The following is a 15,265-nucleotide window of genomic DNA, read 5'->3' as shown; positions in this document are numbered from 1 at the left end:
CAGGACGTTTACATGGGCGACATGCCGCTCATGACCGAGAACGGCACCTTCTTCGTCAACGGCACCGAGCGCGTCATCGTGTCGCAGATGCACCGTTCGCCGGGTGTGCTCTTCGACCATGACCGCGGCAAGACCCACTCGTCGGGCAAATTCCTGTTCGCTGCGCGCGTCATCCCGTATCGCGGTTCGTGGCTCGACTTTGAATTCGATGCCAAGGACATCGTCAACGTCCGCATCGACCGCAAGCGCAAGCTGCCGGTCACCAGCCTGCTGTACGCGCTCGGCATGTCGGGCGAGGAAATCCTCAACCATTTCTATGACCGCCTCGTCTTCGAGCGCGCCGAAAACGGCTGGAAAGTGCCGTTCGTCGTCGAAAACTGGCGCGGTGCGAAGCCCGCGTTCGACGTCGTCGACGCCAAGACCGGCGAAGTCGTCTTCGCCGCCGGCCACAAGATCAGCCCGCGCCTTGCCAACAAGGCAGCGAAGGACGGTCTCGACACGCTGCTCATCCCGACCGAGGAAATCTTCGGCCGTTACTCGGCCTATGACCTCATCAACGAGTCGACCGGCGAGATCTACATCGAAGCCGGCGACGAAGTGAGCGCCGACAATCTCGAAAAGATCGACGCCGCGGGTCTCGACAAGCTCGTCCTGCTCGACATCGACCACAACAACACGGGCCCCTGGATCCGCAACACGCTGAAGGCCGACAAGGCCGAAGACCGCGACCAGGCGCTTTCGGACATCTATCGCGTGATGCGCCCCGGCGAACCGCCGACGCGCGAAACCGCGGAAGCGCTGTTCGGCGGCCTGTTCTTCGACCCCGAGCGCTATGACCTGTCGGCCGTCGGCCGCGTGAAATTGAACATGCGCCTTGGCCTTGAGGCCGAGGACACGGTCACCACGCTGCGCAGCGACGACATCCTCGCCGTCGTCAAGGAACTGGTGAACCTGAAGGACGGCAAGGGCGAAATCGACGATATCGACAACCTCGGCAACCGTCGTGTCCGTTCGGTCGGCGAGCTGCTCGAAAACCAGTATCGCGTCGGGCTGCTCCGCATGGAGCGCGCGGTGAAGGAGCGCATGAGCTCGGTCGACGTGTCGACCGTGATGCCGAACGACCTGATCAACGCGAAGCCCGCCGTCGCCGCGGTTCGCGAATTCTTCGGCTCGTCGCAGCTCAGCCAGTTCATGGACCAGACCAACCCGCTCTCCGAAGTGACGCACAAGCGTCGCGTCTCGGCGCTCGGGCCGGGCGGTCTGACGCGCGAACGCGCGGGCTTCGAAGTCCGCGACGTTCACCCGACGCACTATGGCCGTATCTGCCCGATCGAAACGCCCGAAGGCCCGAACATCGGTCTGATCAACTCGCTGGCGACCTTCGCTCGCGTCAACAAGTACGGCTTCATCGAAACCCCGTACCGCCGCATCATCGACGGCAAGGTGACGAACGACGTCGTCTACCTCTCGGCGATGGAAGAGCAGAAGCACACGGTTGCGCAGGCGAACGCCGACCTCAACCCCGACGGCAGCTTCATCGACGAGCTGATCTCGGCGCGCGAAGCGGGTGAATTCCTGATGGCGCCGCGCGATCAGATCACGCTGATGGACGTGTCGCCGAAGCAGCTCGTTTCGGTCGCTGCATCGCTGATCCCGTTCCTCGAAAACGATGACGCCAACCGCGCGCTCATGGGTTCGAACATGCAGCGTCAGGCTGTGCCGCTGATCCGCGCCGAAGCTCCGGTCGTCGGTACGGGCATGGAAGAAACCGTTGCCCGCGATTCGGGTGCGGCCATCGCGGCGCGCCGCGGCGGCGTGATCGATCAGGTCGATGCGACGCGTATCGTTATCCGTGCGACCGATATGGTCGAGCCCGGCAAGTCGGGCGTCGACATCTATCGCCTCCAGAAGTTCCAGCGTTCGAACCAGAACACCTGCATCAACCAGCGTCCGCTGGTGAAGGTGGGCGAGATCGTCCGCGCGGGCGACATCATCGCCGACGGTCCGTCGACCGAACTCGGCGAACTGGCGCTCGGCAAGAATGTGCTCGTCGCGTTCATGCCGTGGAATGGCTATAACTATGAGGACTCGATCCTCATCAGCGAACGCATCGTGAAGGACGACGTCTTCACCTCGATCCACATCGAGGAATTCGAAGTCACCGCACGCGACACGCGCCTTGGGCCGGAAGACATCACGCGCGACATCCCGAACGTCGGCGAGGAAGCGCTTCGCAACCTCGACGAAGCAGGCATCGTCTATATCGGTGCCGAAGTCGGCCCCGGCGACATTCTGGCCGGCAAGATCACCCCCAAGGGTGAATCGCCGATGACGCCGGAAGAAAAGCTGCTGCGCGCGATCTTCGGTGAAAAGGCCAGCGACGTGCGCGACACCTCGCTTCGTCTGCCGCCGGGCGTGTCGGGCACGGTCGTCGAAGTCCGCGTCTTCAACCGTCACGGTATCGACAAGGACGAACGCGCGATCGCGATCGAACGCGAAGAGATCGAACGTCTGAAGCAGGATGCCGACGACGAACGCGCGATCCTCAACCGTGCGACCTTCTCGAGCCTCAAGGAACTGCTCGTCGGTCAGGCGACCAGCGCAGTGCCCAAGGGTCTGAAGAAGGGCGATGTCGTCACCGAAGAGATGCTCGTCGACCTCGACCGCGGCGACTGGTGGAAGCTGGCGGTTGTCGAAGACAATGCCCAGGCCGCCCTCGAAGCGATCAAGGCGCAGTATGACGACGCGATCAAGCGGATCAGCGCGAAGTACGAAGATCGCGTCGAAAAGCTGCAGCGCGGCGACGAACTCGCCCCCGGCGTGCTCAAGATGGTCAAGGTCTTCGTCGCGGTGAAGCGCAAGCTGCAATCGGGCGACAAGATGGCCGGCCGTCACGGCAACAAGGGCATCATCAGCCGCATCCTGCCGATCGAGGACATGCCGTTCCTCGAAGACGGGACGCACGTCGATTTCGTGCTCAACCCGCTGGGCGTGCCGTCGCGCATGAACGTCGGGCAGATCCTCGAAACGCACCTCGGCTGGGCATCGCGCGGCTTCGGTCAGCGGATCACCGCGGCGCTCGAGGACTGGCGCATGGCGAACCCCGACCCCGAGGCGGGAGCTCCGCCCGAGGCGGTTCGCGAAGCGCTGCTTCAGGCCTATGGCGATGAATATGCGGACGAAATCAAGGCGCGCAGCGCGGATGAAGTCGTCGAACTCGCCAGCAATCTTTCGGTGGGCGTGCCCTTCGCGACCCCGGTGTTCGACGGCGCGCGCGAAGGCGACGTGTCGGCGATGCTGGAACGCGCCGGTCTCGACCGGTCGGGTCAGGTCGATCTGTATGACGGCCGCACCGGCGACCGCTTCGACCGCAAGGTGACGGTGGGATATATGTATATCCTGAAGCTGCATCACCTCGTCGACGACAAGATCCACGCGCGTTCGATCGGACCCTACTCGCTTGTCACCCAGCAGCCGCTGGGCGGTAAGGCGCAGTTCGGTGGCCAGCGCTTCGGTGAAATGGAAGTGTGGGCGCTGCAGGCTTATGGCGCGGCGTATACGCTGCAGGAAATGCTGACGGTGAAGTCCGATGACGTGATCGGCCGCACCAAGGTCTACGAAGCGATCGTCAAGGGCGACGACACCTTCGAGGCCGGCATTCCCGAAAGCTTCAACGTGCTCGTCAAGGAAATGCGCTCGCTGGGCCTCAATGTCGAACTCTCTTCCTATGCGGAAGAAGATCCCGACAATCTTCCGGACGCCCTTCCCGAAGCCGCCGAATAATGATTTTCCTCACCCCCTTCGCCCGCGGCGAGGGGGGAAGAGTGGAGCTTAGAATATGAACCAGCTTACCAACTTCATGAACCCGGTCGCGAAGCCCGAAACCTTCGACATGATCAAGATCGGCATCGCGAGCCCCGAGCGTATCCGCTCGTGGTCGTTCGGCGAGATCAAGAAGCCCGAAACCATCAACTACCGCACGTTCAAGCCCGAGCGTGACGGCCTGTTCTGCGCGCGCATCTTTGGCCCGATCAAGGATTATGAATGCCTGTGCGGCAAGTATAAGCGCATGAAATACAAGGGCATCGTCTGCGAGAAGTGCGGTGTCGAAGTCACGGTGACCAAGGTCCGCCGTGAGCGCATGGGCCATATCGAGCTCGCCGCGCCGGTCGCGCACATCTGGTTCCTGAAGTCGCTGCCGTCGCGCATCGGCCTGCTGCTCGACATGCAGCTCAAGCAGCTCGAGCGCGTCCTCTATTTCGAAGCCTATATCGTTCTTGAGCCCGGCCTGACGCCGCTCGAGAAGTTCCAGCTTCTGACCGAAGACGAACTGCTCGACGCGCAGGACGAATATGGCGAAGACGCCTTCTCGGCCGGTATCGGCGCCGAGGCGATCCGCGTGCTGCTCGAAAATCTCGATCTGGAGCAGGAACGCACCGATCTGATGGAAGATCTCGCGACGACCAAGTCGGAGCTGAAGCCCAAGAAGATCATCAAGCGCCTCAAGGTCGTGGAATCGTTCATCGAATCGGGTAACCGTCCCGAGTGGATGATCCTCGAAGTCGTGCCGGTCATCCCGCCCGAACTGCGCCCGCTGGTGCCGCTCGACGGCGGCCGTTTCGCGACGTCGGATTTGAACGATCTTTATCGCCGCGTGATCAACCGCAACAACCGCCTGAAGCGCCTGATGGAGCTGCGCGCGCCGGACATCATCGTCCGCAACGAAAAGCGCATGCTTCAGGAAGCCGTCGACGCATTGTTCGATAACGGCCGCCGCGGCCGCACGATCACGGGCGCCAACAAGCGTCCGCTGAAGTCGCTCTCGGACATGCTCAAGGGCAAGCAGGGCCGCTTCCGTCAGAACCTGCTCGGCAAGCGCGTCGACTATTCGGGCCGTTCGGTCATCGTGACCGGTCCCGAACTCAAGCTGCACCAGTGCGGCCTGCCGAAGAAGATGGCGCTCGAACTGTTCAAGCCATTCATCTACGCGCGCCTCGACGCCAAGGGTCTCTCGATGACCCTGAAGCAGGCGAAGAAGTGGGTCGAGAAGGAACGCAAGGAAGTCTGGGACATCCTCGACGAAGTCATTCGCGAGCACCCGGTCCTCCTGAACCGCGCCCCGACGCTTCACCGCCTCGGCATCCAGGCGTTCGAACCCGTGCTGATCGAAGGCAAGGCGATCCAGCTTCACCCGCTGGTCTGCGCCGCGTTCAACGCCGACTTCGACGGTGACCAGATGGCCGTCCACGTCCCGCTGAGCCTCGAGGCGCAGCTGGAAGCGCGCGTGCTGATGATGTCGACGAACAACATCCTCAGCCCCGCGAACGGCAAGCCGATCATCGTTCCGTCGCAGGACATGGTGCTGGGTCTCTATTATCTGTCGATGGAGCGCCCGGGCGAACCCGGTGAGGGCATGCTGCTCGCCGACATGGCCGAAGTGCATCAGGCGCTTCACATCGGTGCGGTCACGCTGCACTCGAAGGTGATCAGCCGCGTCCCGCAGACCGACGAGCAGGGCAATGAGTATCAGAAGCGTTTCGAAACCACCCCGGGACGCATGCTGATCGGTGAATGCCTGCCGAAGTCGCACACCGTGCCCTTCGACGTCGTCAACCGCCTTCTCACCAAGAAGGAAATCGGCGACGTGATCGATCAGGTCTATCGTCACACCGGCCAGAAAGAGACCGTGTTGTTCGCCGACGCCATCATGGCGCTGGGCTTCCGCAACGCGTTCAAGGCCGGCATTTCCTTCGGCAAGGATGACATGATCATTCCCGAGTCAAAGGAAGGCATGGTCAACGAAACCCGCGCGCTGGTGAAGGATTTCGAGCAGCAGTATCAGGACGGCCTGATCACGCAGCAGGAAAAGTACAACAAGGCGATCGACGCCTGGTCGCAGTGTGGCGACAAGGTCGCGAACGCGATGATGGACGAAATCCGCGCCGAGCCGAAGGATCCGAAGACGGGCCGGTTGGCCCCGATCAACTCCATCTATATGATGGCGCACTCGGGTGCCCGTGGTTCGCAGGCGCAGATGAAGCAGCTCGCCGGCATGCGCGGCCTGATGGCCAAGCCGTCGGGTGAGATCATCGAAACGCCGATCATCTCGAACTTCAAGGAAGGCCTGACCGTTCTCGAGTATTTCAACTCGACGCACGGTGCGCGTAAGGGTCTGGCCGATACGGCGCTCAAGACGGCGAACTCGGGTTACCTGACCCGCCGTCTGGTCGACGTGTCGCAGGACTGCGTCGTGATCGAGGAAGATTGCGGCACGACCCGCGGTATGGAAATGCGTGCGATCATCCAGGGCGGTTCGACGATCGCCTCGCTGGGCGAACGCATCCTCGGCCGCACCACGCTCGAAGACGTCGTCGACAAGGACGGCAATGTCATCGCGCCGGTGGGCACGTTGCTCGACGAACCGACGACGCAGCGGATCGAAGACGCCGAGGTTCAGTCGGTCAAGATCCGTTCGCCGCTGGTCTGCGAAGCCACGTTGGGCGTGTGCGGCAAATGCTATGGCCGCGACCTTGCCCGCGGCACGCCGGTCAACATCGGTGAAGCTGTCGGCGTTATCGCCGCGCAGTCGATCGGTGAACCCGGCACGCAGCTGACGATGCGTACCTTCCACATCGGTGGTGCGGCGCAGGTCAACGAACAGTCGAACGCCGAAGCGATTTCGGACGGTACGATCGAATATCGCGACATGGCGACGATCGTCGACCAGCGTGGCCGCCGTCTGGCGCTGTCGCGTTCGGGCGAAATCGCGATCATCGACAGCGAAGGCCGCGAGCGCGCATCGCACAAGCTGCCTTATGGTGCGCAGATCCTGCACAAGGACGGCGAGAAGGTGAAGAAGGGCGACCGGATTGCCGAATGGGATCCGTTCACCATGCCGCTGATCACCGAAAAGCAGGGCGTCGTGAAGTATCAGGATCTGGAAGACACCAAGACCCTGATCGAACAGGTCGACGAAGCGACGGGCATCGCCCAGCGCGTCGTGATCGAGTATCGCTCGGCGGGCCGCGCCAAGAAGGAAGACCTTCAGCCGCGCCTGACCTTGCTCGACGATCAGTCGGGCGAAGCGGCACGCTATCTGCTCGCGGTCGGCACGATGCTGTCGGTCGAGGACGGGCAGGAAGTGCAGGCGGGCGACGTTCTGGCGCGTGTCAGCCGCGAAGCGTCGAAGACGCGCGACATCACCGGTGGTCTGCCGCGTGTTGCCGAGCTGTTCGAAGCGCGCATTCCGAAGGACAACAGCGTCATCGCGAAGATCAGCGGCCGCATTGAATTCGTCAAGGATTACAAGGCGAAGCGCAAGATTGCGATCGTTCCGGAAGAAGGCGATCCGATCGAGTACCTCATTCCCAAGTCGAAGGTCTTGGAAGTGCAGGAAGGCGACCAGGTCAAGCGCGGCGATGCGCTGATCAGCGGTTCGCCGAACCCGCACGACATCCTCGACGTCATGGGCGTGGAAGCACTGGCCGAATATCTCGTCGCGGAAATCCAGGAAGTCTACCGTTTGCAGGGCGTGAAGATCAACGACAAGCACATCGAGGTGATCGTTCGCCAGATGCTGCAGAAGGTCGAGATCACCGCTGGCGGCGACACCACGCTGCTGCCGGGCGAACAGCTCGATTATCTGGAGATGATGGAATATAACTCCAAGCTGCCGAAAAATGGTGTTCCCGCTGAGGGCCGTCCGGTCCTCCTCGGCATCACCAAGGCGAGCCTGCAGACGCGCAGCTTCGTTTCGGCGGCATCGTTCCAGGAGACGACCCGTGTTCTCACCGAGGCTTCGGTGCAGGGCAAGATCGACTCGCTGCAAGGCCTCAAGGAAAATGTCATCGTCGGCCGCCTCATCCCGGCGGGCACCGGCGCTGCCATGAACCGCGTCCGCGTCACCGCGTCGTCGAAAGATGCGGCGCTTCGTGCCGCGATGCGCGCCGCGAACCAGGAGCATCTGATCGCCCCGGCGACCGCCGCCGAAGAGCATAAAGCCGAACTGGCACAGGGTCCCGAGGCGGCGATCGGCGACGATCCGCTGGGCAAGGTCCAGGGCGAAGACTTCACGACCGACGATGTGATGGTCGAAGAGCGCCCCGAAGGCGAAGGCGAGGAATAAGCCCCTCGGTCTTTCGGACCTGACAGAAATAAGCCCCGCCGGAGCGATCCGGCGGGGCTTTTTCTTTGGCGGTTTTGGAGTGGGGTGAACGGAAGTTCGCTCTGTGGCGATATAGGTTGCGATGTTGGATTTCGGCTGATTGACTGACGCTGATGAACGCAGACGAGTACGGAGTAAACGCTCCGATTAATGGGTCATAAAGGTGGGCATATTATGATACTATGCGTGAACGCATGGAATGGTGTACGTGAAACATGCGAATCAACGCATTGACAGGGGCGCTTGAAAAGGCGGATGCGGAGATCATATGGGAATTGGCAGGATACTGGATGCGTTCCGGGGGCGGCGAGACCGACGGAGCGAAATTTTGATGGAAGAAACCTTCGAACTGAAAGTCCATATCGCGTGCGACGAGGAAACCGGTCGCTGGTACGTCGCAGAATCAGATGTACCGGGCCTTCGCCTCGAAGATGCTGATCCGCTAAACCTCATTGCACGTATCGAACTAGCAGTGCCCGAACTTGTCGAGCTGAACCTCGACGAGATCGTTGCGACGTGTCGAGCGCAGAAGCCCGATGCCTATAACTGCCGCTCAGAGCTTGAGTGGAAGCGCCCCGCTGTGCGCCCCGTATTCGATAGCCCACTTCGGCCCGCGTATGCGTGACCCTGCGTGGCGGGGTATTATCGTGACATTATCAAAATTTTGAAGGCGAATGGCTGTACGTTCGTCCGGCAGGGAAAAGGCGACCATGAAATATGGTACAGCCCGATCACCAACCGGAATTTCACGGTCGATAAGGGTGTGGAAGTAAAGCACACGGCGAACGGCTCGCTCGAAGACGCCGGTATCGACAAGGCTTTCTGATCGGCCCGACTGGCCAATTCCGAAACCGTTTCTAACTCACCAAACCCCGAGCGAGCAATCTGGCGGGGTTTTGTGGGCGTGTCGGAAGACGAAGGCCCGGCGTCCATGCTCGATCATTAGCCAACGAATAGAAAAGGGCCCACCGGGGTGGCCGGTGAGCCCTTGGTTCTGGGAATGTACGGGCCGGTGCGACTGCGCTTCGAAAGCGCCCGGCCCTTGGCTCTGTCCTTAAGGCGCGAGGATCGCGACGGCGAGGTACAGCAGCAGAGGCAGGCCGAAGCCCAAGAGCGTCAAGGCGACGAAGCCGACGCGCGTCCACAAGACGTCGATGCCGAACTGGTCTGCCATCCCGGCGCACACGCCGAAGATCATCCCGTCGCGACGATTCTTGCGAAAACCCTGTTTCATTTCTTTCCTTTCGATCCCGGCATCAGGCCGGCGTTATTGGCGAGGTACGGCGACTGGTCAGGCGACCAGTCCGCCAAAGTGCGCAGCGTTCGGGCCGGCAGCAGCGAGGAGCATCATCGAGCAGTAAAGCGAGGCAACAGCGGCAATCGCGTAGCTCTTGAACGAGTCGACATTGAAATGGGCCATGATATTTTCCTTCCTTGAACCTTCCATTCCGGGCCATCCGGTGGATGCCGACACTGTTGCAGGGAGCGTGCCAATTTCATTCATTGGCGGTTAAGCGGGGTTTTCAGGTTGGCGACAGATTATTTCGTCGTGAAAAATACGCCAAGATGGTGAAAATTCCCGCTAGTCGGAAAAATATCACCCACCTCTTCGCCGGGATGACGCCTTTGCTGGAGGCTGGCGCCGAATTGAAGGCTGGGGTAGGCGCAAAGCAGATGACGCTGACCCGCCTTTCGCTGACCGATTTTCGCAATCATGCCGGCGCGGACATGGCGGCCGCCCCGGGGCTCGTCGCGCTCTACGGCGACAATGGCGCGGGCAAGACCAATATATTGGAGGCAATCTCGCTGCTTGCACCGGGGCGCGGGCTACGCCGTGCGGCGCTGTCCGATATGGTGCGCGACGGCGCGAGCGGCGGCTTTGCCGTCTTTGCCGAGGTTCAGGCGGGCGCGGATTTGGCGCCGGTGGCGCTCGGCACAGGGATCGAGGCCGCGCAGCCGGGGCGGCGGATCGTGCGCATCAACGGCGCGACCGCCGCGGCGACCGCGCTGGGCGACTGGCTGGCAGTTTTGTGGCTGACGCCCGCGATGGACCGGCTGTTCGTCGAGACCGCGGGCAACCGGCGGCGCTTCCTCGACCGGCTCGTGCTGGCGCTCGATCCGCGTCATGCGCAGCACAGCAACCGTTATGAAGCGGCGCTTCGCGCGCGGAGCAAGCTGCTCTCAGATATTGGCCAAGCCGACCAGCAATGGCTGGCGAGCCTTGAGGCCCAGCTCGCCGAGCATGGCGCGGCGATGGATGCGGCGCGCCAGCATATGCTCGCGGGCTTGTCCGCCGAGCTGGCCGGACAGCCCGATGCGCCCTTCGCGCGCCCGCTGTTGACTTTGGTCGACAGCGAAGGCGCCGCGCGGACGGCGCCGTACGACGTCGAGGCGCTGAAAACGCTCTTCGCATCGCGGCGGCGGATCGACGCCGCGGCAGGGCGCGCGACCGCCGGGCCGCACCGCGACGACCTGTCCGCCATCCACGCTGCAACGGGCCGCGCGGCGGCGCGCTGTTCGACCGGCGAGCAAAAGGCGATGCTGCTCTCGCTCGTCCTCGCGCACAGCGACAGCGTCGCGCGCGCGCGCGGGCAAAGGCCCGTGCTGCTGCTCGACGAGGTTGCGGCGCACCTCGACCCGCTGCGCCGCGGCGCGCTCTACGATCGGCTGGCGGGGCAGGGCGGGCAGGTGTGGCTGACCGGGACCGAGGCGGCGCTGTTCGACGACATGCCGGGGCCGGTGACGCGCTTCCGGATAGCGGGCGGGCGGATCGCGACGGGCTAGAGGATTTCGTGCACGCGGTCCTGCGGGCGGCACAGGCGCACACCTTTTTCGGTTTCTACGAACGGGCGTTCGACATAGGCGGGGTTGGCGGCCATCGCGGCGATGATCGCGTCGTCGCTTGCGTCCTTCAATCCGCGTTCCTCGGCGTCGGTGCCGCGTAGGCGCAGCGCGTCGCGCGCGGTCAGACCGGCATCCTTGAACAGCTGGCGCAGCTTGTCCGCGCTGTAGGGATTTTTCAGATATTCGATGACGGTCAGTTCGACGCCGGGCGTTTCCTGAAGAATCGCCAGCGTCTTGCGCGAGGTGCCGCAAGCGGGATTGTGCCAGATGGTCGCGTTCATAGGGCGTGTCCTAACGTAGCCTTACAGCAGCGTAAACTCGCTATTCATGGCATATATGGCACATCTTCCCGCATGAAGGGGAACCACCAGCTTGCCTTTGCGGCCAACACACGACTTATGCAAAGTCGAGGACCGGTAAAGGCGGCCAATGCGGGGTTGGGTTGCAAGTGAATGAATTGATCGATCGACGGGCGATGTTGGCAGCGATGGCTGGGGCGGGGGCGATGGCCGCCGTGCCTGCACGCGCGCAACTCCCGGGCTGGATTCAACAGCCGGTGGCGCCGTTGCCGCCGCCGGTCGATTATCTGGCCGTGGCGAGGAAGCAACTCGCGATGCAGGGACGCAATATCCCGCAGAGCGACCGCGTCGGCGTCGTCGATTTCGGCCTGCCGTCGTCGCGCCCGCGCTTTGCGCTGGTCGATATGGTCGCGGGCAAGGTCGAGATGTTCCCAGTGACGCACGGGCGCGGTTCGGACCCGCAGCATGACGGCTGGCTCAAGAGTTTTTCGAACCGCATGGGATCGCTCGCGACCTCGCGCGGCGCGTACCGTACCGGCGACTATTATTGGGGCGCCAACGGGTCGTCGATGCGGCTCGCGGGGCTGGAGCCCGACAATTATTCCGCCGACCAGCGCGCGATCGTCGTGCATGGCGCGTGGTACGCCGACCCGGCGCTGATCGCGACACAGGGCAAGCTGGGGCGCAGCGAAGGCTGTTTCGTGTTCGGCGAAGAGCTGCTGCCGATGATCCTCTACAAGCTCGGGCCGGGGCGGTTGCTGTTCGCCGACCGGCTGAGCCTGCCGCCGCCGATGCCCAAGCCGTTCGAGCTGCCGCCGGCCGATCCGCTTCCGGGTATGGAGAATTTGCGGCGCGCGGGGTCGTTCAGCGGGAAGTTGCCGACGACAGCGGATTAGGCCTAGCGTCCTTTGGGGTGGTTAGCTGTCGTTGATAATCCTCCCCATCGACTTGCGATGGGAAGGGGGACCGCGCCCGAAGGGCGTGGTGGAGGGGGCGCGACGGCAGCGCCAATAACCCCTCCGTCAGCGCTTCGCGCTGCCACCTCCCCGTGCCTGCGGCACAGGGAGGATCTAACGGCCGCTATCGGTCGTTAGCGCCGTTTCAATAAATCCCGCTAGTCCCCGGCGTCGTTACCCGCGCGGTCGTGGTCACCGTCGGGACGACAGCCGGCGGGGTCGGCGCGATGATCGTCGCGGTCGGGCGGCCGGGCTTGGCGAAGCTCGCCACGACGGGCGCGTCGCGGCCGTAGATGTCGGCGAGCTTCTTCACGCCGCCCTTGCCGTCGGGAACGACGGTCCAATAGGCGACATAGACGGGGAAGGGGTTGTCGAACCCGAAGCGCGTCGTTTCGCCGCTGGCGATCGCTTCGCCGAATTCCTCGGGGCTTTTCCCTGCAAACATCACCGCCATCAGGCCAGAGAAATGCAGCGCGCGTTCGGTGCGGATACAGCCATGGCTGAACGCGCGCACCGCGGCGGCGAACGCGCCCTTCGACGGGGTGTCGTGCAGATAGATGGCGTGCGGATTGAGCATCTCCATCTTCATCACGCCGAGCGCATTGCCCGGCCCGGCCTTTTGCACGACCGACAGCGTCTTGCCGCTGCCCGTCCAGGTATAGCCCTGCGCGCGCGCCGAACCCGGATTGCGGGCGATCGTTGCTCCGATGCCTTCGTTGATGATGCTGCGCGGCAGCGTCCAGGTCGGGTTGACGATGATCCCGGTCGCCATCGGGTTGAGCTGCGGTGTCGGGGTCGCCGACTTGCCGACGACGGCCTTATGCGTCGCGATGATCGTGCCGCCGTGGACGACGCGGGTCAGATATTCGGGGACGTTGCTGACCACGTAACGTTCGCCGAGCGCGCGCGGCATCCAGCGCCAGCGTTCCATGTTGACGCGGATCGCATTGGCGTCGGCGGGGGTCTTTGCCTTTTTGAGCGACGCTTTCAGCGCCGCGAAATCGGGATGCACGGGGTCGAGCGTCGCGAGCGTCTCGCTGACGGTGCCCGCGCCGAGCGCCGCGGCGAGCAGCGACAGCAGGGGCTCGCTGTCGCCGTCGCTGTCGACCATGAACCATTGTTTGCGCGCCGCGTTCGGCGTGCGGCCGTCGCGCAGATGCGTCGCGAGCAGCAGGAAGGTGTCGGTCGCGGTCTTGTCGAGCCGTGCCTGATCGCCGCTCATGATCGCGGCGGCGAGCGCATCGGGGCTATAATCCTTTGGAAACAGGCCTTCGGCGCCGACGCCCTCGATCGACACCAGCAGCGCCTCGGCATTCTGCTTCGACCAGCTCGGCAAATTCGCCTCGGCCGCGGTTTCGACGACGGGGGCGTCGTCCTTTACCTTGTCGGGCTGGAGGATCACCGAATCCTCCTTGACCCCCGGCTGTGCGAAAGCGGGCACCGCGAGCAGGCTCAGCGGGAGGAAAAGCGCCGCAGCAGGACGCGCCGAAAAGGGGGAGTTTTTGACCATGATTAAGGGCCATAGCCAAAAAGCATCCACAGATAAAGTGACGTGGCGCACGGTTCGGCGCAGTTCAATCCAAATGACGGATTGAGGTTAAGCGGCGCCAGCTTCATCCTGCTTTGCCAGCCATTCCTCGAGCCACTTGATCGTATAGTCGCCGTGGATGACGTCGGGGTCGGAGAGCAGCGCCTGGTGGAGCGGGATATTCGTCTTCACGCCGCTAATCACCATTTCCTCGAGCGCGCGGCGCATCCGCATCATGCAGCTTTCGCGCGTGCGGCCGTAAACGATCAGCTTGCCGATCATGCTGTCGTAATAGGGCGGGATCGAATAACCGGCGTAGAGCCCGCTATCGACGCGCACATGCATGCCGCCCGCGGCGTGATAATTGGTGACCTTGCCCGGCGAGGGCATGAAAGTGCGCGGATCCTCGGCATTGATGCGGCATTCCATCGAATGGCCGCGGAATTCCAGATCTTCCTGTTTCACCGACAAATCCGACCCGCCGGCGATCCGGATCTGTTCGCGGACGAGGTCGAAACCCGTGATCATTTCGGTCACCGGATGCTCGACCTGGATGCGCGTGTTCATCTCGATGAAGAAGAATTCGCCATTTTCCCACAGGAACTCGATCGTGCCGGCGCCGCGATACTGCATCGCGGCCATCGCGTCGGCGCACACCTTGCCCATGCGCGCGCGCTCGTCGGCCGAGATGATCGGCGAGGGCGCTTCCTCGAGCACCTTTTGGTGGCGGCGTTGCAGCGAGCAGTCGCGCTCGCCGAGGTGGATGGCGGTGCCCCGGCCGTCGCCGAACACCTGGAATTCGATGTGGCGCGGGTTGCCGAGATATTTCTCCATATAGACGGTCGGGTCGCCGAATGCCGCCGCGGCTTCGCTCGATGCCTGACCCATCAGGCTTTCGAGGCTATCGGCGTCGGGAACGACCTTCATTCCGCGTCCGCCGCCGCCCGAGGCGGCCTTGATCAGTACCGGATAGCCGATTTCCTCGGCCATTTTCCGGCATTCGTCGCCATAGGTGACCGCGCCGGGCGAGCCCGGAACGACCGGCAGGCCGAGCGCCACCGCTGTCCGCTTGGCCTCGACCTTGTCGCCCATCGTGCGGATATGCTCGGGCTTCGGCCCGACAAAGATCATGTCATGCGCTTCGATGATTTCAGCAAAGCGTTCGTTTTCCGACAGGAAGCCGTAGCCGGGATGGATGGCGTCGGCTCCCGTAATCTCGGCCGCCGAGATGATCGCGGGGATGTTGAGGTAGCTGTCCTTCGCCGCGGGCGGGCCGATGCACACCGCCTCGTCGGCGAGGCGGACGTGCATCGCGTCGGCGTCGGCGGTCGAATGGACCGCGACGGTCTTGATGCCCATTTCGTGGCATGCACGGTGGATGCGCAGCGCGATCTCGCCGCGGTTGGCGATCAGGAGCTTTTCGATGGCCATGTTTTGATCAGCCGATGGTGAACAGCGGCTGGTCGAATTCGAC

At 63.1% G+C, this 15,265-nt stretch carries 11 protein-coding genes; 6 read left to right on the top strand and 5 right to left on the bottom strand.

Features of this window, described 5'->3' with window-relative positions; translation table 11 throughout:
• From rpoB to VJ811_RS07890, 4 genes are all read left to right on the top strand, one after another.
• The coding region (gene rpoB / locus VJ811_RS07905; protein ID WP_324071717.1) for a DNA-directed RNA polymerase subunit beta at nucleotides 1–3,783 on the top strand (3,783 nt) is incomplete at its 5' end.
• A 55-nt stretch (nucleotides 3,784–3,838) separates the two neighbouring features.
• Nucleotides 3,839–8,125, top strand: a complete 4,287-nt coding sequence (gene rpoC, locus VJ811_RS07900; RefSeq protein ID WP_324071716.1) for a DNA-directed RNA polymerase subunit beta' — start codon at nucleotides 3,839–3,841, stop codon at nucleotides 8,123–8,125.
• Between the two features lie 370 nt (nucleotides 8,126–8,495).
• A complete protein-coding gene (locus tag VJ811_RS07895) occupies nucleotides 8,496–8,789 on the top strand; it encodes a DUF1902 domain-containing protein (protein WP_324071719.1) in 294 nt (97 codons plus the stop codon).
• Nucleotides 8,790–8,795: 6 nt separating this feature from the next.
• Entirely contained in the window at nucleotides 8,796–8,990 is a 195-nt protein-coding gene (locus VJ811_RS07890; RefSeq protein WP_324071715.1) for a type II toxin-antitoxin system HicA family toxin, read from the top strand.
• A 228-nt stretch (nucleotides 8,991–9,218) separates the two neighbouring features.
• On the opposite strand, the gene VJ811_RS07885 is transcribed toward VJ811_RS07890, so the two are convergent.
• Complete coding sequence (locus VJ811_RS07885) at nucleotides 9,219–9,398, bottom strand: PspC domain-containing protein (protein WP_324071714.1); 180 nt, start codon at nucleotides 9,396–9,398, stop codon at nucleotides 9,219–9,221.
• Nucleotides 9,399–9,455: 57 nt separating this feature from the next.
• The gene (locus VJ811_RS07880; RefSeq protein ID WP_324071713.1) at nucleotides 9,456–9,584 is read right to left on the bottom strand and encodes a hypothetical protein; all 129 of its coding nucleotides are present in this window, start codon (nucleotides 9,582–9,584) and stop codon (nucleotides 9,456–9,458) included.
• A 254-nt stretch (nucleotides 9,585–9,838) separates the two neighbouring features.
• Between VJ811_RS07880 and recF the strand changes: the two genes are divergently transcribed.
• Nucleotides 9,839–10,948, top strand: a complete 1,110-nt coding sequence (recF, locus tag VJ811_RS07875; RefSeq protein WP_324071718.1) for a DNA replication/repair protein RecF — start codon at nucleotides 9,839–9,841, stop codon at nucleotides 10,946–10,948.
• Here recF and arsC read toward each other — a convergent pair.
• Nucleotides 10,945–11,289 (bottom strand): arsenate reductase (glutaredoxin), encoded by a 345-nt coding sequence (gene arsC / locus VJ811_RS07870; protein ID WP_324071712.1) that lies wholly within the window; start codon nucleotides 11,287–11,289, stop codon nucleotides 10,945–10,947. The two genes, recF and arsC, sit on opposite strands and share 4 nt — an antisense overlap.
• 206 nt (nucleotides 11,290–11,495) lie before the next feature.
• Between arsC and VJ811_RS07865 the strand changes: the two genes are divergently transcribed.
• On the top strand, nucleotides 11,496–12,203 hold the full coding sequence (locus VJ811_RS07865) for a murein L,D-transpeptidase catalytic domain family protein (RefSeq protein WP_324071711.1): 708 nt from the start codon (nucleotides 11,496–11,498) through the stop codon (nucleotides 12,201–12,203).
• A 205-nt stretch (nucleotides 12,204–12,408) separates the two neighbouring features.
• Here the strand turns inward: VJ811_RS07865 and VJ811_RS07860 are convergent, their stop codons facing one another.
• Both VJ811_RS07860 and accC read right to left on the bottom strand, forming a co-directional pair.
• Nucleotides 12,409–13,773 carry a L,D-transpeptidase family protein gene (locus VJ811_RS07860; RefSeq protein WP_324071710.1) on the bottom strand — a complete coding sequence of 455 codons (1,365 nt, stop codon included), beginning with the start codon at nucleotides 13,771–13,773 and terminating at the stop codon, nucleotides 12,409–12,411.
• Nucleotides 13,774–13,860: 87 nt separating this feature from the next.
• Entirely contained in the window at nucleotides 13,861–15,222 is a 1,362-nt protein-coding gene (gene accC, locus VJ811_RS07855) for an acetyl-CoA carboxylase biotin carboxylase subunit (protein WP_324071709.1), read from the bottom strand.
• Nucleotides 15,223–15,265 lie beyond the last annotated feature (43 nt).

The organism is Sphingopyxis sp. (assembly GCF_035250425.1).
In the GTDB taxonomy this organism is placed as follows: Bacteria; Pseudomonadota; Alphaproteobacteria; order Sphingomonadales; family Sphingomonadaceae; genus Sphingopyxis.
The sequence above is the reverse complement of the archived record's forward strand: the minus strand, read 5'-3'. Positions and strand labels throughout refer to the sequence as shown.